The 22070-nt window shown below is 57.7% G+C and carries 21 protein-coding genes; 7 read left to right on the top strand and 14 right to left on the bottom strand.

Annotation, left to right across the window (positions count from 1 at the left end):
* Positions 1-5: 5 nt before the first annotated feature.
* From recJ to xth, 5 genes are all read left to right on the top strand, one after another.
* Positions 6-1706 carry a single-stranded-DNA-specific exonuclease RecJ gene (gene recJ, locus NXF97_RS08120; RefSeq protein ID WP_274955680.1) on the top strand — a complete coding sequence of 567 codons (1701 nt, stop codon included), beginning with the start codon at positions 6-8 and terminating at the stop codon, positions 1704-1706.
* Between the two features lie 169 nt (positions 1707-1875).
* Positions 1876-2980 (top strand): peptide chain release factor 2 gene (prfB, locus tag NXF97_RS08115; protein WP_274956734.1). Its coding sequence is split into 2 segments (ribosomal slippage): positions 1876-1956 and positions 1958-2980, totalling 1104 coding nucleotides; the frame shifts between segments, so codons are not numbered across the junction.
* Positions 2981-3026: 46 nt separating this feature from the next.
* Positions 3027-4550, top strand: a complete 1524-nt coding sequence (gene lysS, locus NXF97_RS08110) for a lysine--tRNA ligase (protein ID WP_022373468.1) — start codon at positions 3027-3029, stop codon at positions 4548-4550.
* 17 nt (positions 4551-4567) lie between these two features.
* Positions 4568-5368, top strand: a complete 801-nt coding sequence (locus NXF97_RS08105; protein WP_274955679.1) for an NUDIX domain-containing protein — start codon at positions 4568-4570, stop codon at positions 5366-5368.
* Positions 5365-6159, top strand: coding sequence for an exodeoxyribonuclease III (gene xth, locus NXF97_RS08100; RefSeq protein WP_274955678.1), 795 nt, complete (start codon positions 5365-5367; stop codon positions 6157-6159). Before NXF97_RS08105 ends, xth begins: the two co-directional genes overlap by 4 nt.
* Positions 6160-6234: 75 nt before the next feature.
* Here xth and NXF97_RS08095 read toward each other — a convergent pair whose 3' ends face one another.
* The 9 genes from NXF97_RS08095 to NXF97_RS08055 form a co-directional block, all read right to left on the bottom strand.
* A complete protein-coding gene (locus tag NXF97_RS08095) occupies positions 6235-6591 on the bottom strand; it encodes a cytochrome c3 family protein (protein ID WP_022373465.1) in 357 nt (118 codons plus the stop codon).
* Positions 6592-6749: 158 nt separating this feature from the next.
* Complete coding sequence (gene iscX, locus NXF97_RS08090) at positions 6750-6950, bottom strand: Fe-S cluster assembly protein IscX (RefSeq protein ID WP_074009202.1); 201 nt, start codon at positions 6948-6950, stop codon at positions 6750-6752.
* A gap of 70 nt (positions 6951-7020) precedes the next feature.
* Positions 7021-7353, bottom strand: coding sequence for an ISC system 2Fe-2S type ferredoxin (gene fdx, locus NXF97_RS08085; RefSeq protein WP_022373463.1), 333 nt, complete (start codon positions 7351-7353; stop codon positions 7021-7023).
* A 26-nt stretch (positions 7354-7379) separates the two neighbouring features.
* On the bottom strand, positions 7380-9257 hold the full coding sequence (hscA, locus tag NXF97_RS08080) for a Fe-S protein assembly chaperone HscA (RefSeq protein ID WP_274955677.1): 1878 nt from the start codon (positions 9255-9257) through the stop codon (positions 7380-7382).
* A 2-nt stretch (positions 9258-9259) separates the two neighbouring features.
* Positions 9260-9769, bottom strand: coding sequence for a Fe-S protein assembly co-chaperone HscB (hscB, locus tag NXF97_RS08075; RefSeq protein WP_274955676.1), 510 nt, complete (start codon positions 9767-9769; stop codon positions 9260-9262).
* A gap of 9 nt (positions 9770-9778) precedes the next feature.
* Positions 9779-10102 (bottom strand): iron-sulfur cluster assembly protein IscA, encoded by a 324-nt coding sequence (gene iscA / locus NXF97_RS08070; protein WP_022373459.1) that lies wholly within the window; start codon positions 10100-10102, stop codon positions 9779-9781.
* 37 nt (positions 10103-10139) lie between these two features.
* On the bottom strand, positions 10140-10526 hold the full coding sequence (iscU, locus tag NXF97_RS08065) for a Fe-S cluster assembly scaffold IscU (protein WP_022373458.1): 387 nt from the start codon (positions 10524-10526) through the stop codon (positions 10140-10142).
* Positions 10527-10603: 77 nt separating this feature from the next.
* The gene (locus tag NXF97_RS08060; RefSeq protein WP_274955675.1) at positions 10604-11821 is read right to left on the bottom strand and encodes an IscS subfamily cysteine desulfurase; all 1218 of its coding nucleotides are present in this window, start codon (positions 11819-11821) and stop codon (positions 10604-10606) included.
* Between the two features lie 82 nt (positions 11822-11903).
* Positions 11904-12374 (bottom strand): Rrf2 family transcriptional regulator, encoded by a 471-nt coding sequence (locus tag NXF97_RS08055; RefSeq protein WP_074009206.1) that lies wholly within the window; start codon positions 12372-12374, stop codon positions 11904-11906.
* Between the two features lie 227 nt (positions 12375-12601).
* On the opposite strand from NXF97_RS08055, the gene NXF97_RS08050 reads away from it, so the two are divergent.
* Both NXF97_RS08050 and NXF97_RS08045 read left to right on the top strand, forming a co-directional pair.
* Positions 12602-13348: a basic amino acid ABC transporter substrate-binding protein gene (locus NXF97_RS08050; protein WP_274955674.1), complete on the top strand. Its 747-nt coding sequence runs from the start codon at positions 12602-12604 to the stop codon at positions 13346-13348.
* A 174-nt stretch (positions 13349-13522) separates the two neighbouring features.
* On the top strand, positions 13523-14188 hold the full coding sequence (locus NXF97_RS08045; RefSeq protein WP_074009207.1) for an amino acid ABC transporter permease: 666 nt from the start codon (positions 13523-13525) through the stop codon (positions 14186-14188).
* Between the two features lie 79 nt (positions 14189-14267).
* On the opposite strand, the gene NXF97_RS08040 is transcribed toward NXF97_RS08045, so the two are convergent.
* The 5 genes from NXF97_RS08040 to NXF97_RS08020 form a co-directional block, all read right to left on the bottom strand.
* Complete coding sequence (locus NXF97_RS08040; protein WP_274955673.1) at positions 14268-15047, bottom strand: sulfite exporter TauE/SafE family protein; 780 nt, start codon at positions 15045-15047, stop codon at positions 14268-14270.
* 12 nt (positions 15048-15059) lie between these two features.
* On the bottom strand, positions 15060-16871 hold the full coding sequence (locus NXF97_RS08035) for an ABC transporter ATP-binding protein (protein WP_274955672.1): 1812 nt from the start codon (positions 16869-16871) through the stop codon (positions 15060-15062).
* Between the two features lie 404 nt (positions 16872-17275).
* Positions 17276-18754: an ABC transporter permease gene (locus NXF97_RS08030; RefSeq protein WP_423767299.1), complete on the bottom strand. Its 1479-nt coding sequence runs from the start codon at positions 18752-18754 to the stop codon at positions 17276-17278.
* A gap of 13 nt (positions 18755-18767) precedes the next feature.
* Positions 18768-19745: an ABC transporter permease gene (locus NXF97_RS08025; RefSeq protein WP_022373289.1), complete on the bottom strand. Its 978-nt coding sequence runs from the start codon at positions 19743-19745 to the stop codon at positions 18768-18770.
* On the bottom strand, positions 19742-21979 hold the full coding sequence (locus tag NXF97_RS08020; protein WP_418928254.1) for an ABC transporter substrate-binding protein: 2238 nt from the start codon (positions 21977-21979) through the stop codon (positions 19742-19744). Before NXF97_RS08020 ends, NXF97_RS08025 begins: the two co-directional genes overlap by 4 nt.
* Positions 21980-22070 lie beyond the last annotated feature (91 nt).

Here is a 22070-nt window from a genome sequence, read left to right as displayed (position 1 = left end):
TCATCATGACCACTCTTTTTCAGCTGCGTCCTTACGACAAGCAGGCGTTTGAAACACTGGTGCACGGCGGAGTACTGCGGCCCGTCGCGCAGGCTCTCGCGGCCCGCGGGGTCACCTCAAACGAAGACCTGCGGGAAGACTGGAAGGCGATGCTCCCTCCGTCAGCGCTTGAAGGCACCGAAAAAGCAGCCCGCCTTTTAGCCGACCTCAGGGAAAAGAAGGGCCGCGTCATCATCGTTGCCGACTACGACTGTGACGGGGCAACGGCCTGCGCCGTGGCGATGAAGGGGCTCAACCTCATGGGGATTGCCGCCGACTACATCGTCCCTGACCGCTTTAAGCTCGGCTACGGGCTTACGCCCGAGATCGTGGACATGTGTGCGGAACGCACGCCGAACCCCGATCTCATCATCACGGTTGATAACGGCATAGCAAGCATTGAGGGTGTGGCGCACGCCAAGGCGCTCGGAATCGACGTTTTGGTCACCGACCACCATCTGCCCGCGGATGTGCTGCCCGAGGCTGCCTGCATCGTGAACCCCAACGTAAAAACAAGTACCTTCCCGAGTAAGTCCCTTGCCGGCTGTGGTGTGATGTACTACGTGCTTCTTGCGCTGCGTGCGGAGCTGAGACGCCGGGGTGTGTTTACCGCAGAAACACAGCCGAGGCTTGATGCGTTAAGCGACCTCGTTGCCTTGGGGACGGTCGCTGATGTCGTGAGACTCGACAAAAACAACCGCATTCTTGTGGCGCAGGGGCTCGGACGCATCCGCCGGGGCCTTGCCGCCCCGGGCATTTCCGCGCTTTTTACCGTCGCGGGCCGCGACTGGCAGAAGGCTTCGGCGCGCGACATTGCCTTTGCGGTCGCCCCGCGCATCAACGCCGCAGGGCGCCTCACGGAAATGGGTGTCGGTATTGAATGTCTTTTAACCGACAACCCCGATCACGCACAGCTCTGCGCCGAAAAACTTGAGGAACTCAACAAAGAGCGGCGCGGTCTGGAAGACACCATGCAAAACGACGCGAGCGAATACGTCGCGCAGCTTGACTGGCACAGCCGTGCCACCGTTACGCTTTTTGACGAGAGCTGGCATCAGGGTGTGGTGGGACTTGTGGCAAGCCGCGTCAAGGAAAAAATCCACCGTCCGGTGATTGCCTTTGCCTGTGACGGCGAAGAAGAACTCAAGGGGTCGGGGCGCTCAATCGAGGGAATTCACCTCAGAGATGCCCTGGATCGGGTGAGCAAAATTGCTCCGGACGTCATCGTGCGCTTCGGCGGCCACGCCATGGCCGCGGGCCTTACGATCCGCAAGGAAAACCTGCGGCGCTTCAGCGCGCTTTTTGAGCAGGCAGTCTCCGAAATGTACGACGCCTCCGTCTTTAACCGCGTGGTGCTTGTAGACGGCGCGTTAAGTCCCGAAGAGATCACGTTTCCTCTGGTGGAAGCGATCAGCGCGCGCATCTGGGGGCAGGGCTTTGAAAGGCCCCTTTTTGCCAATGACTTTACGGTGCTTTCGCAGCGCGTTTTGAAGGAAACGCACTTAAAGATTTTGCTCGAACTCGGCGACATGCGCTTTGACGCGATTTTTTTCCGCAGAAACACACCGTTGCCGGCCAAGGTACGCCTGGCGTACCGCCCTGAAATCAATGAATTTCAGGGGCGGTGCACCGTGCAGCTCGTCGTTGAAGCCGCTGAAGGCGCTTAAGCTTTCATTTTTCGAAAGAAAAACGCGCCCCGCGGGCTTTTGTAAGCGGTCCTGCTCCCTTATAATTCACAGTTTCTCCGCACGAAAAGCACTTTTTTGAAAGAGGCCGGGTTCACGCGTGAATCCGCCCGTGCGGACCGTTTGACGAATACATATTTGTAGGGACATGATGGAAGCCGAACGCATCAACCACATCACGAACCTCTGTGAAGATTTAGCTCACCGTCTTGTTGAGCTTAGGGGGTATCTTTGACGTCGACCGCAAGGAGCGCCGACTCGAAGAAGTAAACCGCGAAATGGAAAATCCGGATCTCTGGAACGATCCGGAACACGCGCAGAAAATCAGCAAGGAAAAGAAAACGCTTGAGGATCTGTGCGGCAGTTTCAAGCGTCTCACATCGGGCATAGCCGACGCCAAAGAGCTCTTTGAGATGAGCCTGGTCGACAACGATGAAGCCGGCGCCGAAACGGTTGCCGCCGAAGTCGAAGGCTTTGAAAAAGACGTTGAAAAGCTCGAATTCAAGCGCATGTTCAATCAGCCGATGGACAGCGCCAACTGCTACCTCGAAATTCAGGCGGGCGCAGGCGGCACCGAAGCCCAGGACTGGGCCTCGATGCTTGAGCGCATGTATCTGAGGTATGCCGAACGCTCCGGGTTTTCCGCCAAACTCACCGAAGAAACCGAGGGTGACGTCGCAGGGATCAAAGGCTGCACGATCTTTATCGAGGGCGAATGGGCCTACGGCACGCTCAGAACTGAAACCGGCATTCACCGTCTGGTGAGAAAAAGCCCCTTTGACGCCAACGCCCGCCGCCACACGTCCTTTGCCAGCGTCTACGTCTACCCCGAGGTCGACGATTCCATTGAAATCACGATTAATCCGGCGGACCTTCGCGTTGACGTCTTCCGCGCTTCCGGTGCGGGCGGCCAGCACGTGCAGAAAACGGAATCCGCGGTGCGCATCACCCATATTCCGACCGGTATCGTCACCGTCTGTCAGGATGACCGCAGCCAGCACAACAACCGTGAGCAGGCCATGCGCCAGTTAAAGGCCAAGCTTTACGAAGCCGAACTCAGAAAACGCATGGCCGCACAGGAAAAACTTGAGGAAAGTAAGAGCGACATCGGCTGGGGACACCAGATCAGAAGTTACGTTCTCGATCAGTCCCGCGTTAAGGATCTCCGGACCAACGTTGAAACCGGCAACACCGGTGCGGTTCTGGACGGCGACCTGGATCAGTTTATTGAGGCAAGCCTCAAGCAGGGCATTTAACCGGACGGCCCAAACGGACACAACTATTTTTCGGAAAAAAGAGAAAATGACCGAACAGAACAACAAGAATCAAGCCCCGGCAGCCGCAGCTGAGGATGAAAACCACATCATCGCCGAGCGCCGTGCCAAGCTCGCACGCCTGCGTGAAGCCGGTGTCGCCTACCCCAACGATTTCGTGCGCAAGGACCTTTTCGGGGACCTGCGCGCCAAGTTTGGCGACAAAAGCCGCGAAGAACTCGAGGAACTTAAGCCCGAAGTCGCCGTTTCCGGCCGCATGATGCTGAAGCGCGTCATGGGTAAAGCCGCCTTTGCGACCATGCATGACTTCACAGGCGACATGCAGTACTTCATCACCCCGAGCGAAGTGGGCGATGAAGCGTTTGCGCAGTTTAAGGCGATGGACCTCGGGGACATTGTCGCCGCCCAAGGGCGCCTTTTCCGCACCAACCGCGGAGAGCTCTCGGTGCACGTCACCAAAATCCGGCTGCTCACAAAGAGTATCCGGCCGCTGCCCAATAAATTTAAGGGCCTGCAGGATCCGGAACAGTGCTGCCGTCAGCGCTACGCCGATCTCATCATCAATCCGGAAAGCCGCACGCGCTTTGAAACGCGCTCCAAGGTTGTGGCTTCGATCCGCGAATACATGCAGGCGCACCGCTTCATGGAAGTGGAAACGCCGATGCTCAACCCCATCCCGGGCGGCGCCAACGCCAAGCCCTTTGTGACGCATCACAACGCGCTTGACATGGACCTGTTCCTGCGGATTGCCCCCGAGCTTTATCTCAAGCGCCTCGTGGTGGGCGGCTTTGAGCGCGTCTTTGAAATCAACCGGTGCTTCCGTAACGAAGGCATCGACACGCGCCACAACCCGGAATTCACGACGATCGAGTTTTACGCCACCTACTGGACGTACCGCGATCAGATGGAATTTACGGAAAACCTCCTGAGAACCGTGGCTCAGAAGGCAACGGGCTCGATGGTGCTCAACTACCAGGGCACTGAAATTGATCTTTCGAAACCCTTTGCGCGGCTCACGCCCGAACAGGCAATCATGAAGTACGCGCCGCAGTACACGCCGGAAAACCTCACGGATGAGGCGTTCCTCAGAGCAGAACTTAAGCGCCTCGGAGAGCCCCAGCCCGACTGGGTCGGCATGGGTGCGCTCGTGATGGGGCTGTTTGAAGCCGTGGCAGAGTCCAAGCTCATTGAGCCCACGTTCATCATCGACTACCCGGTCGAGATTTCGCCTTTGGCCCGCGCTTCCGACACCCATCCGGAACTTACCGAACGGTTTGAACTCTTTATCTACGGGCGCGAGACCGCCAACGGCTTTTCCGAACTCAACGACCCCGAAGATCAGGCGCGGCGCTTCCAGGCGCAGGCTGACGCCAAGACCCACGGCGACGATGAAGCCATGTACTACGATGCGGACTTTATCCGCGCGCTCGAGTACGGGCTGCCGCCGACCGCGGGCTGCGGTATCGGCATTGACCGCTTCGTGATGCTTTTAACGAACGCCTCCACGATCCGCGACGTGCTGCTCTTCCCGACGCTGCGTCTTGAAGCGTAAGCCGCAAAGGACGATTCATGCCGGTTCAGTTTGACGGCGTGACGCGAGAGCCCCGGCCCGCCGGGGCTCTTTTGCTGTCGGTTAACGGGCAGAGAGCCGGCCTTGTCACGCGCGAAAACCTCGCCTTTATCGAAAGGCTCGAAAAGCCTCTGGCATCCGCCTTTTCACTGAAGGGAGAAACCCTCACGCTCACCCTTCCCGCGGCTTCCGACGCGTTTTTGGCTGACCTCGCGGCAGCGCTCTGGCGGCGTCACGCGTTTTTTCAGTGGCGAAATGAAGCGCTTGACGTGTTGGCCGAAGACGACGCAACGGTCATTGCGCACGCCGAGCGCGGCCTTTTTCGGTTTCTCGGGCTCACAACCCGCTGCGTTTATGCGGTTGCCTCCACCCCTTCAGGAAAATTTTGGCTCGGCAAAAGAAGCGCACATAAAGCAATTGATCCGGGGCTTTACGATACGCTCGCTAGCGGGCTGATTGCCGCGGGCGAAACCGTGCAGGAAGCGCTCATCCGGGAAACCGCCGAAGAGTCGGGACTTACGCCCGAGGTCTGTCAGTTTCACCCCGGCTGTGCCGTCACGTTGATTGAACGGCGCGTCAGGGAAGGCTGGATGCGGGAAATCACATACACATACCGCGCAGAGGTCGCTGAAGACGTGACGCCCCAAAACACCGACGGCGAAGTGGAACGCTTTGACGCCGTGGATACTGAAGAGCTCAAAGACTGCGCACGGCGCGGGCTTCTTACCTTTGAGACCGTTGAGGCGCTCACCGTCCTCGGACTTCTTTCCAAAACCAAACAACAGAACACAACACCGTGAAAATTGCCACCTGGAACGTAAACAGCATCAAAGTGCGCGCCCCGCAGGTCTGCGCGTGGCTTCAAGCCTCCGGAACCGACGTGCTCGCGATGCAGGAAATCAAAACAACAGACGACCTCTTTCCGCGCGACGCATTTGACGCCGCAGGGTACGATACGTATGTCTTCGGGCAAAAGACCTATAACGGGGTGGCGCTTGCCGTCAGACGCGAAACCGTCGCAAAAGTCGAGGATGTCGTTACGGGGATTCCGCATTATCCGGACGAACAGAAGCGCTTTATCGCCGCGACAATCACAGGTAAGGACGGTGCCCTCGTGCGGCTTGCGGGCGTTTATGTTCCCAACGGCCAGGCCGTGGGCTGCGACAAGTACCTCTATAAGCTTGACTGGCTCTCGGCACTGACCCACTGGACGCGCGCTGAAATTGCTGCCGGCAATCCCCTCATGATTGTCGGAGACTACAACATTGCGCCCACGGACGCCGATGTCTGGAATCCGGAGAGCTGGAAAGGCAACATTTTGGTGAGCGAACCCGAGCGCAGTGCGTTAAAAACACTGCTTGCCGCCGGCCTCACCGACACGTGGAACCTGGAACTGCACGCCCCCGAAACCTACTCCTGGTGGGATTACCGCCAAAGCGGTTTTGAAAAGAACCACGGCCTGAGAATCGATCTGATGCTCGCTGCCGAGCCGCTGACGCAGCGCATTAAAGACGTTGCGGTCGATACGGCCCCGAGAGCCACCGAAAAGCCGAGCGATCACGCACCGGTGGTGCTCACGCTTTCAGCCTGATTCTTATCCGCAGGTACAAAAAAGGGAACCGTTTTTTAGCGGCTCCCTTCTTTTTTATCCGGCAGTCAGCAAAGACTACGGAACATTGAACTTAAAGTCGTGGCACTGAGCGCAGAAGTTTTCGCTCTTTTCGTGGCCTAGGTGGCAGTTCGTGCACTCGAGCTTATCCTGGTAGTGCGGAGAGGTGTGCGGGTTGTGGGGCTTGACGTTTTTCGTCTTATTCACCAGAGCCTGCGTCGGATGGCACTTCGTGCAGGTATTGATGTCGGGCGGATCAAGCTCGGCGGGATTGCCCTTACCGTGACACATCTCGCAGCTCACCCCCTTTGCGACATGGCGGTCAGCCAGAAACTTATCAGCGGCCGAAGCCTGGCTCACAGCCATGAGGCCGGCGCTCACTACAGCCAACGTCATCAGAGCAGTACGCAGCATTTTCTTTTTCTCCTGAATCGGGGGATTTCTCTTTTATTCTGCAGGGCGCATTATGAGCTTATGCGAAACTTAAAACCATAACAAAAAAGGGCGTCCCTACTGGGGAAATCACTAGGAGAATTATGCGGACCTTAAGCTCCTAGGAGTTTTTCCCGCGGTCAGTCGCGCTCGTCAATCCAAATCTGAAGGATCGCCTCAAGGCGCGCTTCGGTGGAAGCCTGCGGGTCATCGTCAAAATCCGGAAGCGCCAGAATTTTGGCGTGCAGTTCCGTCATTCTGAGCGTTGTCGGGTCCAGGTCCGGCTCATTGTCGTAAAGCTCTTCGGCAATGGCGCGGCTGTCGGTCCATTTGAGTCCCATGATTTTCTCTCCCAGGCAAAAAGAAAAAAGCCGGTGCTCACGAAAAACACCGGCAGCGGCCGAAAACGGCTTATTCGTTGACGAGATTGCGGTTATTTTTCGGAATCTCAATGGTGATGTCTTTGTCACCCATCACGGTCTGGCAGGCAAGGCGCGATTCGCTTGTGGCGCCGAAGGCGTTGTCGAGCTGATCGTACTCGTCGTCGGAGGGCTCACCGAGGCTCTCAAACCCCTCCTTCACAATCACGTGGCAGGTCGCGCAGGCGCAGTTGTACTCGCAGGCGTGCGGCAGATTGATGCCCGCCTTATTGAGGCTCTGCGCGAGCTTTTCACCCGTTTTGACTTCAATTTTGGCGCCCTGCGGGCAGAGTTTTTCGTTCGGAAGAATCGTTACAAATGGCATGGTTAATCTCCTGATAATTTGTGTTTTTAAATCTTGATGTCACTTAAGCTTTGGCCGGCCAGGGCCTGACGGATCGAGCGGTCCATGCGCCGTGCGGCAAAGTCGCCCGTGACGCGTGTGAGCTCATCAAGCGCCTTTTTAATGGCGGCGGCGTCCGTCCCTGAAGCGGTCTTTTTAAGTGCCGCTTCAGCTGCATCAATCGTGCGGCGCTCGGCGTCATCCAAAAGGTCTCCGTCCTGAGCCAAGGCCGAATCCGTGGATTCGATGAGACGGTCGGCTTCCACGCGGTTTTCACGCAGTTCCCTCTCGTGCATGTCGCTTTCAGCCGAGCTCGACCCGTCTTTAAGCATCCGCACGATATCCTCGTCACTTAACCCGTAACTCGGTTTCACGGTGATGGAACTTTCCACCCCGGTGTGCTGTTCGCGGGCTGAGACCGACAAAAGGCCGTCGGCGTCAATCTGAAAGGTCACGCGGATGCGGGCAGCACCGGCTGCCAGCGGCGGGATCCCGCGCAATTCAAAGCGCGCAAGCGACCGGCAGGCGTCCACCACTTCGCGTTCGCCCTGCACCACATGAATGGCCATCGCGGTCTGTCCGTCCTTAAAGGTCGTGAAGTCCTGCGCCATCGCCACCGGTATTGCGGTGTTTCTGGGAATGACTTTTTCAACGAGCCCGCCCATGGTTTCCAGGCCCAGGGACAACGGCGTGACGTCCAGAAGCAGCCAGTCGTCGCCTTCGGCAACGTTACCGGCAAGCTTATTGGCCTGCATCGCTGCGCCCACGGCCACCACCTGGTCCGGGTCGATGTTGCAAAGCGGCGCCTTTCCGAAATACGCATCAACGGCCTTGCGCACGCAGGGCATGCGCGTTGCGCCCCCCACAAGCACCACGCCCTTAATATCGGCGGCGCTTTTTTTGGCGTCCTTTAAAACGTTTTCCACGGCGTCCGTTGTCTTTTGCACAAGCGGAAAGACCATGTCGTCAAAAGCCGCGCGGGTGAGCGTTTTTTCAATTGTGCGGCCGTCGGAGAGTTCGAGCTTTAAAACCACCGCATCGGTGTCGGTGAGCGCTTCGCGCGCTTTTTTCGCCGCGAGCGTGAGCCTGCGTTTGTCTTTGGGCGTGAGAATCCCCTCGCCCTGACCGGCAACGCCTTCAAGCGCCCAGCAGACGACGCGGTGATCGAAGTCATCGCCCCCCAAGGCGGAGTTGCCGCCCGTGGCGAGCACTTCAAAAACACCCTTGGTGAGTTCCAGCAGCGACACGTCAAAGGTGCCGCCCCCGAGGTCATAGATGAGATAAAGGCCTTCCGCGGCGTTATCAAGCCCGTAGGCGAGCGCCGCAGCCGTCGGTTCATTCAAAAGCCGCAGAACGTTAAGCCCCGCCAGACGCGCCGCGTCCTTGGTGGCCTGGCGCTGCGCGTCGTCAAAGTACGCGGGCACCGTAATCACGGCCCCCACAAGCTCCCCGCCGAGGCGCGCTTCAGCGCGCGCTTTCAGGGCCTTTAAAACTTCAGATGAGACTTCCACGGGGGTTTTCACGCCCGCCGCGGTTTCAATTTTCACCATCCCTTCGCCCGGCACAAAGCGGTAGGGAAGCGTGATGTTCCCGGCGATGTCTTTAAGCCCCCGGCCGATCAGGCGCTTGGCTGAACTGATGGTGTTTAAGGGATCGTCGGCCTGCTCGACCGCGGCCTGCCAGCCCGTGTGCACGGTGCCGTCGGCGAGATACCGGACGATTGAAGGCAGAAGCGCCCGCCCCTCATCGTCGCGGATCACTTCGGCTGCGCCGCTTACGACGCTTGCCACAAGGGAATTAGTGGTGCCGAGGTCAATACCGACCGCAAGCCGCTCCTCGTGCGGCGCCGCGGACAAACCCGGTTCGGCAATCTGCATGAGCCCCATGATCAGAATTCCTTACGTACATCACTGCCCGCGAGTTCCGCGCGCATCTTTTCAATAAACATGAGGCGCCGCACGGACTGAATCGCCGCGTCATTGTCCCTGGCGTCATCAAGCGCCGCAGCCAATACGCCGATTTCCTTCGTGCGCGCGGCGTCCACTTCGGCGATCAACTTGTCCCGGGCCTCACCCTGCGCTTCTTCAGCGGCTTCCCGCCACTGCATCTGCTGCATGAGAAAGGCCGTGTCCATGTGCGTGTCGGTTTCGCTTTTGATGTCGCGGCCCCTGAGTTTCAGCAATTCCGTGGCCCGGGCAACCGGCGTCATCAAAGCATCGCGCGCTTCGTTGATGCGGCCCGCCCACTGCTCGGCCACGCGGCGCTCGGCGGCTGAGCGGTCGGCAAAGCGGTCGGGGTGCACCGCGGCAATGGCTTTTTTCCAGCCCGCTTCAATCGCGGCCGGATCAAGCCTGAACTGCTCGGGAACCCCGAGCAGTACAAAAGACGTCATCTGCATGATCAAAAATCAGACGTGAAAGGACTTACCGCACCCGCAGGTCTCTTTTTCCTGCGGATTGTTGTACTTAAAGCCTTCCTGCAGGCCCTCCTTGACATAGTCAAGTTCGGTGCCGTCAATGTAGGGAAGACTCTTTGCGTCAACAATCACCTTGACGCCGTGACTTTCCCACATCTGATCATCGTCGTTCACGGCATCGGCAAACTCAAGCTTATAGGCCATCCCCGAGCAACCCGAGGTTTTTACGCCGAGCCTTAAACCAATGCCCTTGCCGCGCTTGGCAAGATAGGCTGCAACGTGCTTGGCGGCGGCTTCCGTTAGTGTGACTGCCATAATCCTTTACTCCTGAAATCCGGTGTCCTGCGCGGGCTTACTTTGCCTGCTGCTTCTTCTTGTAGTCGTCAATGGCGGCCTTTACCGCATCTTCGGCGAGAATCGAGCAGTGAATCTTCACGGGCGGAAGGGCGAGCTCCTCGGCAATCGCGCTGTTGGAGATCTTGGCTGCATCGTCCAGGCTCTTACCTTTCACCCATTCGGTCACCAGAGAACTCGAGGCAATCGCCGAGCCGCAGCCGTAGGTCTTAAATTTGGCGTCTTCAATCACGCCCTTGTCGTTGACCTTAATCTGCAGGCGCATCACGTCACCGCAGGCGGGGGCCCCCACCATACCGGTGCCGACGTTGGCGTCATCCTTGTCAAGCGTTCCCACGTTGCGGGGATGCTCGTAGTGGTCCATCAGTTTTTCGCTGTAAGGCATTTCTTCTTCACTCCGGAAAATTCGTGATTTTCCCCGGACGCGCTTTATAAAGCAGAGCCCGGGGTACGGTCAAAGACTCAGTGTTCGCTCCACTTCACCTGGGCCATGTCGATGCCCTGCTGGTGCATTTCCCACAGGGGCGAGAGCTCACGCAGCTTCGCGACTTTTTCCGTGAGAAGCTTCACGGCAAAATCGATTTCTTCTTCGGTCGTAAAGCGCCCGAGCGTAAAGCGGATCGAGCTGTGCGCAAGTTCATCGCTTCTGCCCAGAGACTTCAGCACGTAACTCGGCTCAAGCGAAGCCGAGGTGCAGGCAGAGCCAGAACTCACCGCCAAGTCCTTGACGGCCATCATGAGGCTTTCGCCTTCGATGAAATTGAAGGACACGTTAAGGTTGGAGCAGACGCGGTGCTCCATGTCGCCGTTAATGACGATTTCGGGGATGTTCTTTTCGATCCCGTCCTTTAAGCGGTCGCGAAGAGCGGCGATACGCTTGATTTCCTCGGCCTGCTCCAGGCGCGCGAGGCGGTAGGCTTCACCCATACCGACAATCTGGTGCGTAGGCAGCGTGCCAGAGCGCATGCCGCGTTCGTGTCCGCCCCCGTGAATCTGCGGTTCGATACGAACACGGGGCTTGCGGCGTACGTAAAGGGCACCGATACCCTTGGGGCCGTAAACCTTGTGACCGGAAAGGCTCATGAGGTCAATCTTGAGTTTTTCCGTATCCAGGTCCATCTTGCCCACAGCCTGCGTGGCGTCGCAGTGGTAAAGCACGCCGTGCCTGCGGCACATTTCGCCGATTGCGGCAATATCCTGAATGACGCCGATTTCGTTGTTGACGGCCATCACGGAAACGAGCGTCGTGTCCGGACGGATGGCGGCTTCAAGCTTGGCAAGATCGAGAAGGCCGTTTTCCTCAACGTCCATGTAGGTCACTTCAAAACCTTCGGTTTCAAGATGGCGCATGGAGTCAAGCACAGCCTTGTGTTCGGTCTTGACCGTAATGAGGTGCTTGCCCTTATCCTTGTAGAAGTGCGCAACCCCCTTGATTGCGAGGTTGTCGGCTTCCGTTGCGCCCGAAGTCCACACGATTTCACGGGGATCGGCGTTGATGTAGCGGGCCACTTCGGCGCGCGCTTCTTCAACGGCCTTTTCGGCCTCCCAGCCGTAGGCGTGCGAGCGGCTTGCGGGGTTACCGAACTTTTCGCACAGGTAGGGAATCATTTTTTCGGCCACGCGCGGATCCACCGGGGTCGTTGCCGAGTAGTCAAGGTAGACAGGAAGCTTCAGGGTCATTCGTTGTTACTGCGGCCTTTTGTTGCCGCATCCTCATGGATTAAAAGTGTCTTCTGATGAAAAACGGGTTCTTCAAAAAAAATCAGTGCGCGGGCATTCTCACCCGCACGGGCGACTCATTGGCGGCCTCGGCGGCATGCGCGTGGCGCGCTTCGTAGCGGTCGCGGATGTCGGAGAGCGTCTGCGTATTTAAAAACTCGGCCATCCGGTCGTTTAATTCCGACCACAGACCGTGCGCGAGGCACTCGGCGCCGCCGCGGCAGCTTGCGCCCCCGCGGCACTGCGTGGCATCAACCTTACCTTCCACCGCAGAGACAATTTCTCCGGCGGTGATTTTGTCGGTCGGCCGTGCCAGGCGGTAACCGCCTCCGGGGCCGCGGACGGACTGCACAAGTTCGGCGCGCCGCAGCTTACAGAAAATCTGTTCAAGATAGGCCACTGAGATCTGCTGGCGGCGGGCAATGTCACTTAAGCGCACCGGGCCCGCGTCACCGTAGAGGGCCAGGTCGATCATGCTCGTCACCGCAAAGCGGCCGCGTGTCGTCAGTTTCATAATCGTGTCGCTCAGCCTCAAAAAAATAAATAGCCGAGTAATTTTGTCAGGAATGATACAGATTCCGGCAGAAAATAGCTGACTAAAACTGTCAGGTTTAGAAAAACCCTGCTTCCGAACTAAGACTTGTTACGGTGTCCTCCTCCGGCTTTATTACAATGTTCTGCTAAGACGAAAGGTGCGCCGGACGTAAGGGCGCGCCTTCTTTGTGTTCGGAGAAACAAACCATGAGAAAAACGACGCTTTGTGCCGTCCTTTTTGCCGCTGCGTTCGGCGTCCACTGCGCGCAGGCCGCCCAGACCCTGCGCGTTGCCACGGAAAGCACCTTTCCGCCCTTTGAGTACGTGAACACCAAAACCGGTGACATCGAGGGCTTTGACATGGACCTCATCCGGCTGCTCGCGAAAAAAGCAGGCTACAACATCGAAATCGCCAACATGGGGTTTGATGCGATTGTCCCGGGCATTCTCACAAACACCGTTGATATCGGCGCCGCGGGCATTTCCATTACGCCGCAGCGCGCTAAGCGCGTTCTTTTTACGGATCCCTACTACACCTCGGGGCTTTCCTTCGTGATCCGCGCTGAAGACAAAACGAAACTCAAAAGCATCAAAGATCTCGACAATCAGCCGATCTGCGTGCAGATCGGCACCTCGGGCGCCATGCGCGCGGCCAAGATCCCCGGCGCCACGGTCCGTACCTATAACGGGCTCAATGAAGCCTATACGGAACTCTTAAACGGCGGCTGCCGCGCCGTGCTTAACGATAAGCCCGTAAACGGCTACTTCATGGCCAAGTCCAATAAGAGCAAGCGCTACCACCACGTCACCGACGAGAGCCTTAAAGCCGAAGAGTTCGGGTTTGCCGTGAGTAAAGAGCGCCCGGAGCTGCTTGAAAAGCTCAACAAGGCCCTAAGAGAAGCCCGTAAAACCGGCGAGTACCAGGCGCTTTACACGAAGTACTTCGGGGAGTAATCCGCCCGCCGTATGCGGTGTAAGCCGCACGCAGCGCGATTCTTCTTTATGATGCGTTGATAAGAAAGCCCGTTTCCGGGACGCCCCGCGTTCCGGGGGGCTTATTTCGTCCGCTGTTTTCACTGTTTTTCTGCGTTCTCGGCCGCGGCTGAGAGCCAATCTTGGGAGCCACACATGGAGTTTGATTTTTCACTGATTACCGGGTCGCTGCCCCTGTTACTGCAGGGCGCACTTGTGACGCTGGAAATCACCGCGCTCTCCGTGGGCCTGGGGCTCGTATTCGGTCTGATTGCAGCGCTCGCGCAGATTTCCAAGTTTGCCCCGCTGCGGCTTTTGGGCAAGATCTACGTGGACTTTATCCGCGGCACACCGCTTCTGGTGCAGATCTTCATCATCTACTTTGCCCTGCCCGTCATCATCGGCCAGCGCATCGACCCGTTTGTGGCGGCCGTGGCGGCCTGTTCCATTAATTCGGGCGCCTATGTGGCGGAAATCTTCCGCGCGGGCATTCAGTCGATTGACATCGGCCAGATGCGCGCGGGGCTTTCGCTCGGGATGAACTGGTCCATGACGATGCGCTACATCATCCTGCCGCAGGCCTTTAAGCGCATCATTCCGCCGCTTGGAAACGAATTTATCGCCATGCTCAAGGACTCGTCCCTTGTGTCCGTGATCGGCTTTGAAGAGCTCACGCGCTCGGGGCAGTTGATCATTGCCGAAACCTACGGGTCACTGGAAATCTGGTCGGCCGTGGCGGTGATTTACCTCGTGATGACTCTGACCATCACGCGCCTTGTGAGTTTCCTTGAAAAGCGCTTTAAGACGAGCGACGCACGTTAGAAAACTTTCAGGCAACACGCAAAAGGCCGCATTCCTTTTTTGGAAACGCGGCCTTTTTGTTGGGCGGGCGCTTTACGCCTCAGAAAAGTTTGCCTGAGGCAATGTCCCAGGCGGTCTGCACGAAAAGAACCGCAAGCACGATGAAAATGATCGGCCGCACGATGCGGCTGCCGTTTTTAATCACAAGGCCCGCGCCGATGTAGTGGCCCGCGATGCTAAACAGCGCAGCCGCAGCACCGAGCACCCAAAGCACTTCGCCTGAGGCGGCAAACGTCACAAGGGCCGCCGTGCCGCTTGCAAGATTCACAGCCTTCATTTCGCCCCCGGCGTTACGCACATCAAGCCCCGCAAAAAGGGAAAAGCCGATCAGCATAAAAGTGCCCGCACCGGGCCCGTAAAAGCCATCGTAGATCCCGCAGATAGCGGACACCGCAACAAGCATGACGATGCGCCGCTCAAAAGGCATCTCCCGGCGTTCCGCCGCGAGCGACCCCGACCGAAAAAGAAGAAAACCGGCCACAAAAGGCAGCGCCGCCACCATCACAATGAGAAAAATATCCGCCGGCACTTTAAGGGCAATCAGGGCTCCGAGTGTGCTCCCCACAAGCGCAGCCGCCACTGCGGGCACGGTCTGCCGCCAGTGCATGCAGCCCGCGCGCGCAAGCCTCACCGCCGACACGGCCATCCCCACGCTGCTTGAGAGCTTGTTGGTGCCGATTGCCATATGCGGGGGCACCCCGGCAATGAGGTATGCTGGCAGCGTAATGAGGCCTCCGCCTCCGGCAATCGCATCCACAAAACTGCCCAAAAACACCAGCGGGCAGACGATGAGAAAAAGTGTGAGATCCAGCTCAGGCACGACAAAACCTTCCTAAAGATCAAGGCGCGGCACGGCCTTTAAAAGGCGCTTTGTGTACGCAGCCTGCGGGTTGCACAAAACTTCTGCCGCGTCACCGGCTTCCACCAAGCGCCCTTTTTCCATCACCGCCACGCGGTCGGCAAGATACTCCACCACGGCAAAGTTGTGGGTAATAAAGAGGTAGGCTACACCCGTCTCTTTCTGAATCGCCTTCATGAGGTTCAAAATCTGCGCCTGTACGGAAACGTCAAGCGCGCTCGTCGGTTCATCACAGATAATGAGCCGGGGATTGGCGGCCAAAGCCCTTGCAATGGCAATACGCTGGCGCTGGCCGCCCGAAAACTCGTGCGGCAGGCGCTCTGCCGCTGATGCAGGCAACCCCACACGCTCCAGAAGCCCGGCGGCGCGCTTTAAGCGTTCTTCCTTCGTTTCTCCGATGCCCAGCGCCCGCATGCCTTCGGTGATGCTCTCCCCCACACTCATACGGGGATCGAGGGAACTGAAGGGGTCCTGGAAAATCATCTGGTTTGCGCGCCTCAATTTCGTGAGGTCTTCACCCTTGGCGGTCAGCGCTTCAATACCGCCGCAGACCACACGTCCCGTGATGCGCACGTCTTCTTCAATGAGTCGCAGCACGGCTTTTCCGAGCGTTGTTTTCCCCGAGCCCGACTCCCCGACCAAGGCCACGGTTTCACCCTCACGGACCGTGAGCGTCACGTCATTGACTGCCGGCGTGAGAAGCGGCTTTTTAAAGAGCCCCCGCGACTTTACAAAAGTAACCGAAAGGTGTTCTGCCCTCAGCACTTCGTGTGAGCCGGTTTCGGTGAGAGGGCTTTCCGTCACATCAGCGTGAGCGGCGGGCAGCCTTCCGGGATTAAGGCACCGCACCCGCCGATCCGGCCGCCCCTTGACCGGCACCTGCGGCACAGGCGCTTTACGGCATGCTTCCCTGGCTTTCGCGCAGCGGTCTGCAAACCGGCAGCCCGCAGGCATCTCGTTTAAGTTGGGAACGCGTCCGGCGATCCCCGAGAGGCGCTGTCCACGCTTTGCTGTTGAAGGCACGGCGGAGAGGAGGCCCGCGGCATACGGGTGCAGGGGCGAGGCGAAAAACGCACTGCAGGGCGCTTCTTCCACGATCTCTCCGGCGTACATGAGCGCCACTCGGTCGGCATAACGCTTTACGACCGCAAGGTCATGGGTAATCAAAAGAAGCGCGAGATTTCGCTCTTTCTGCAGGTCCTTTAGGAGATCAAGAATCTGCGCCTGCAGTGTGACGTCCAGTGCCGTTGTCGGTTCGTCGGCAATCACCACGTCGGGGTTACCGGCGAGCGCAATGGCAATCAACACGCGCTGCTTTTGCCCGCCCGAAAGTTCGAAAGGGAAAGCGTCAATGCGCTCTTCAGGCTTGTCAATTCCGACGCGCGTGAGCCACTGAAGAACCTTTTGGCGGACAACATCTTTTCCCGGGTTTTCGTGCAGCCGGATCACTTCGGCTATCTGCTCGCCCACCGTCATCACGGGATTTAAGGCGGTGGCTGGCTCCTGAAAGATCATCGCCATTTTGGCGCCCCGCACGCGGCACATTGCATCTTCGGGCAGGTCCGGAAGCGACACACCGTCAAGCACCACGTCACCGGCACTCACACCGGCCTGCGCGGGCAACAGGCGCATGAGCGCAAGAGCCGTCAATGACTTTCCGCACCCGGATTCTCCCACGAGCGCAAGCGTCTCGCCGGGGCTGACGGTAAAGCTGATGTCCTTGAGTGCCGTGACTTTCCCTGAAGGCAGGTAAAAGTCCACGGCAAGTGATTTCACGTCGAGCATGGAGTGCTTCTTTAGTATCCGTTAAGTGAGAACGATAACAGAAGGAAAAACGCACGAGAAAGAACTTCTTGAAGCGCGAAAAAAGTCCGATTTGCGAGAAGTGTTGCCTTTTTCGTTTCCCGGGCACTTACTGAAAACTATGCCCCCGATTCGAATCACTTAATGCAAAGCGGCGGCTTGTACTAAAAAATTCCGGCAGAAACGTCTGCCCCTCATGTCTCAGCCGCAAAGGGAAACCACTGAGTTTGCATTAAATGCCATACTACCTTTCGCCACCCCTTCAACCTTTCATGGAGTGGCAAAACATGCGATATTCGCAGGAGTTCAAAGACAACGTCGTAGCGCGCCTGCTGAGCAAGGAGCTCAGCATCTCTGAAGCCGTGGAGCAGTACTCGATCGGCAAATCAACGATCTCGTACTCGCTCAGGATTGCCAGAGAGAGCAAGCAGGTTGCGGCAAGCTGCCCGACGAAACCGCAGCACCCGTCCGCCCGCACCAGATCCGGACCTCGGATCAAACACGTCCCGCACGGCCGAAGCAAAGAGGTTCGCGCACAAAACAAGCGTCACCATGAAAAGAAAACAGGCGGCCAGATTCCACCAGATCATGGGGCTGCGGCTCATCTCAACGGCTGCTGCATTAATCATGGTGCCGAAACTGTCGATCGTCGGATCAACCCCGACCCCCACGTAACTTAAAACCGCTTCGTAAAGCACAATCCCCGAAAAGTCGAGCACCGCCACAATGAGCACAATGTGCGTGACGTTCGGAAGCACGTGGCGCGCCATGATGCGCCAGGGCGAGACGCCGAACGCCTTGGCGGCGGTCACAAAGTCCATCGCCGCCACCTTCATCGTTTCAGCGCGCAAAAGTCTTGCGAGCGCAGCCCACCCCGTCACACCCATGATGACTGCCAGAAGAAAAAGCCGCACGTCCGCGCGCTCAAGCCCCGTTTCGTAGAGCTGCGGGTTTTTGTCGATAAAAACCTGCACCATCAGAACTGACGCAGCAATCAGAAGCACCGAGGGAATGGACGAAAGCGTCGTGTAAATGTACTGGATGACGTCGTCGGTCTTACCTTTAAAGTACCCGGCGGCTATACCCAAAACAACCGCAAAGGGAAGCGCGGAAAGTGTGGCGAGAGACCCGATCACAAAGGCCGTTCTCACCGACTTTAAGGCTGTGTAGAGGACGTCGTTACCCGTGGCATCGGTGCCGCAAACATGCCACATCGGCCAGATAAACATAAGAATGACCGCCAAAAGCACGGCGACCTGCACCACCTGCACCGCAGGTCGCGCGGGATTGGTGCGCGCCGTAACCTTCACCAGGCTCAGCGTAAAAGGCGTTTTGCAGACCGCCTTATGCGCGAGCGCCAGGATAATCCAGAGCATTGAGAGCGCAATCACCCCCGTTAAAAACCCCGCAAAAAAACGTTTTCCGAGCTTAAGCCCCGCGCCCTTTTCGGGCACGTCAGGCGAAGCCCCGGTAAGCCTCTGATAGTCGCGCACGCTTTTACCGTCCCTGATGACCGTTGTTTTGTCAAAGTCGTGCAGGGCAAAAGGCGCTGAGTAACTTCTCTCGCGTCCCGCAATGTGCGGCAGCACCAGGGTGTCTAAAAGCGACACGGTCTTCGTGTCGTAGGCAACGGTTGCCTCAGCTGTCTGCTTCGGGAGTTCATTTCGCCAGTGCACGCTGTCGGCAAGCGCCAAAAGGAAAAAGAGCAGCAGCACCGTGCCGCAGGCCTGGGCCGCGGGGCGGATGAGCACTTGTTTCCATTTGGCCGCAAGTTCCGGGGTTTTCGCGGCATAAACCGCAAAAAATAGAACCGCGGCCGCAAGAAACCACATCACAAGATCGGTGTAGAGAACAACAATTTTCACTTTGCCGCATCCTTTACTTCAGCCGTATTCTGGGGTCAACCACCGTGTAGGCCACGTCCGTGAGAATGAGCCCGAGAATATAGGCGGCCGTTCCCAAAAACACCATCGCGCGCACGACGGAAAAGTCCTGGGCGTTAATCGCGTCAATCGTGTAGGAACCAAGCCCCGGAATACCGAAAAAGTTTTCCATGATAAGTGACCCCATAAAAAGCATCGGGATCACGGCCACGGTACTGGTGATCACCGGAAGCATGGCGTTACCGAGCACATGGCGGAAAAGCACCCGCATTTCGCTTACGCCCTTGGCGCGGGCCGTTCTCACGTAGTCTTTTTCGCTTTCTTCAAGAAACATCGAACGGTAAAGAAGCGCTTCGCCGCCAAGGCGCGTAAAAACGCCGATAGCGACCGGTAGCACCAGAAACGCGGCCATGGCAAACCCCTCGGAAAACCCAGAGACCGGCACCCATCTCAGGGTCTTAGAAAAAAGCCACTGCCCCACGATGATGTAAAAAAGCGCCGAAATGCTCATCACCGTGACGCTCATCGCCACACCCGCCCACTCCAGTCGCGTTCTTCTCACCATCACCAAAATGAGCGCAAAACTCACCGATACAAATACACCCAGCAAAAAGGTCGGGAGGGCAAGCGCCAAAGACGCGGGCGCCCTTTCCTTAATTTCGGTATTGATACTGCGGCCGGTGTCCGAGAGCCCGAAGTCCCCGGCCAAAAGGGGCGCTGAGCGCCGGAAAAAGATCGTTTCCGTGAATTTCCCGGTACCTTCGGCCGCACTGTTAAAGATAAGCGGCACGTCGTAGCCCCGCTCCTTTTTCCAAGAGTCAATTGCCTGCTGCGTCACGTAGCGCCCGCCGATTGAAAGCCGGGCCATATCATCCGGCGTGTTGACGGCAAAAAAGAGGGCAAACGTAAGGGCGTTCACACCGAGCAGAATGAAAAAGCCGTAGACAATGCGGCGGAAAATGTAGCCGATCATTTATTTCCCTCCGCAATACGGCCGGTCACGGAACGGCGCGCCCTCACATAATTTCTCACCGCCCAAACCAAAAGTCCCGCCGCCAAAAGAATGATGAGCGCCGGCCAGAGAACGGGCGTATTCCACGCGCGGATTTTTTCAGCCCGCGCTTTTGCGTCAACGGCCATGTACTGCACGTTATCCCGCACCGTCTGCGTTGGCTTGGCGTTTTTCACCCAGCCGTGCAGAGCCGCAGCCTGCCGGGGGTAGTAACCGAAACTCCACGGGGCCTCGGTCTGCGCGATCCGGATCATGCGGTCAATCAAAGCAGCTTTTTCCGGACCGTTTTCTTCCGTGCGCATTTTTTCAAAAAGCCGATCAAATTCGGCGTTGCAGAAATTACTCGCATTTTCGCCTCCGGACGTGCTTCCCACTTTACTGTTGGGGCCGTACAGGAGAAAAAGAAAGTTTTCCGCATCTGGATAATCCGCGATCCACCCCCAGTAATAAATCTGGGCCGTGCCGTTCATCATCTTGTCCTGAAAGCGGTTGTAGTCGGTGGCACGGACTTCGAGCTGAATGCCGATCTTGGCAAACTGCCGCGTAAACCACTCAAGAAACGCTTTGGAGCCCGGGGCCGCGCTCTGCCAGTCAAAATTAAGCACAAGGGGGCGCCCCGTCTTCACGTCGCGCCCGTCGGGGTAACCGGCTTCACGCATCAGACGCCTGGCGTCCTCAATACTGCGGCGCACAATGCGGCCGTTTTCGTCCTTACGGTAGACAACCGGGTTAAAGGCCGCAGGCCCGTCTGCGCGGTAACCGAAAAGCCCGGGCGGCAGCGGCCCGTGCGCGGCTTCACCCTGCCCCTTTTCAAAGATCGCAATCTGCTCTTCCCAGTCAACAGCAATGGAAATGGCTTGTCTCAATTTTCGGTTGCGTTCGCGCTCGGCTGTCGTTTTTCCAGCGCCCACCACGGGGTCAAGCCAGTTAAAGCCGAGGTACCAGAGATTGGCTTCCACGGTTGTCGGAAAAACAAGCTCACGCTCGGCGTAAAGCTTTGCCTTATCCGCGTCATCTCCCGCAGCAACCAGATACCCCTGCCCCACATCCACGCGCGAAATCTGCGGACTGTCGTAATAGCCCTGCAGGAATTTTGTGGTCACCGGAACCGCTTCCTTTTCAAGCGTCATCACGATGCGGTCAACAAAGGGAAGGGGCTTGCCGCAGTCCTTTAAAAGGCCCTTTGCCTCATCCTCCGGCTCACCCTCACACGGATAGGGCACAAAGCGAAACTCGGGGTTGCGCTCCAAAACGTGCTCCCGGTTTTGCCGCGAAGAAACGAGCCGGTAGGGGCCTGTGCCCACAGGCCAGGCCTCAAGCGTGACATTGTTCTTTTTAAGGAGCGGATTGGCCCCGTAAAAGGCGGTTGCTTCCCACGGAACCGGTGCAAAAAACGCCATCGTGAGCCAGTTGGCAAACTGCGGATAACGCCCGTAGACCGTGATTTCAAGCGTATGGCTGTCACGGGCTTTCACACCCTCAACGGGAAAATCCCGGATATCGGGCGCCGGACGTCCGGCAGCTTCCGTCTCCTTTAAGGCTTGGGCAAAAGTTTCGGAAAAGGCCTTTAACCCCACGATGTGCGAGGACAAAATCCCCAAAACAGGGCTTACGGTGCGGACGTCACCGATGCGCTTAATGCCGTAGACGTAATCGTCGGCCGTCAGTTCCCGCGTCCCTTTTTCCGGAAGGTCCAGGGGATTGGTGAGTTTTTCCGCCACCGCATCGGTGAGCCGGTGATAGCGGTAGTTGCCGGCCGCGTCTTTCGCAAAAACCGGGTGCGGTGCGTAGCGGATCCCTTTTTTAATCGGAATCACGTAGCGGGAGAAGGCACTGGCGGAAACATCCGCCCCTGGCGCAAGTTCCCGGCCGTTTTTATCAAGGTAAACAGGGGTGACCACGCGCTCCGCCGTTTTCGGTATCACTTCATAAGGGCGCTTCAGATAGTGGTAACCGTAGGGCGGCTCGTAGATCGTATAGGTGTAAATCGTCTCGTCGCTTGAGTAGGAGACCTGGGGATCAAGCGTCTTGGGGCTTCTCCCCGAAAAGCTCGAAAAGAGCGTGTTCTCGGCATAGTCCGCAAGGGGCCTGGGGTTATTAACCGGGCGCGAACAGCCGCAGGCAGTAAGGACCGCGACCACTGCCGCGGCCGTCAAAAACCGTTTCAAAGTGCATTTTTGCGTTGCAAAGCGCATCTTTTTCGCCCGAAAACAATGGCAAAACCCAAATCTTCTGTAGTATTTCGGCTCATCCGGCCGAAGGCTGACGCCAAATTAGCACGACTTC

The organism is Duodenibacillus massiliensis (assembly GCF_928721995.1).
Lineage (GTDB): Bacteria > Pseudomonadota > Gammaproteobacteria > Burkholderiales > Burkholderiaceae_F > Duodenibacillus > Duodenibacillus massiliensis.
The sequence above is the reverse complement of the archived record's forward strand: the minus strand, read 5'-3'. Positions and strand labels throughout refer to the sequence as shown.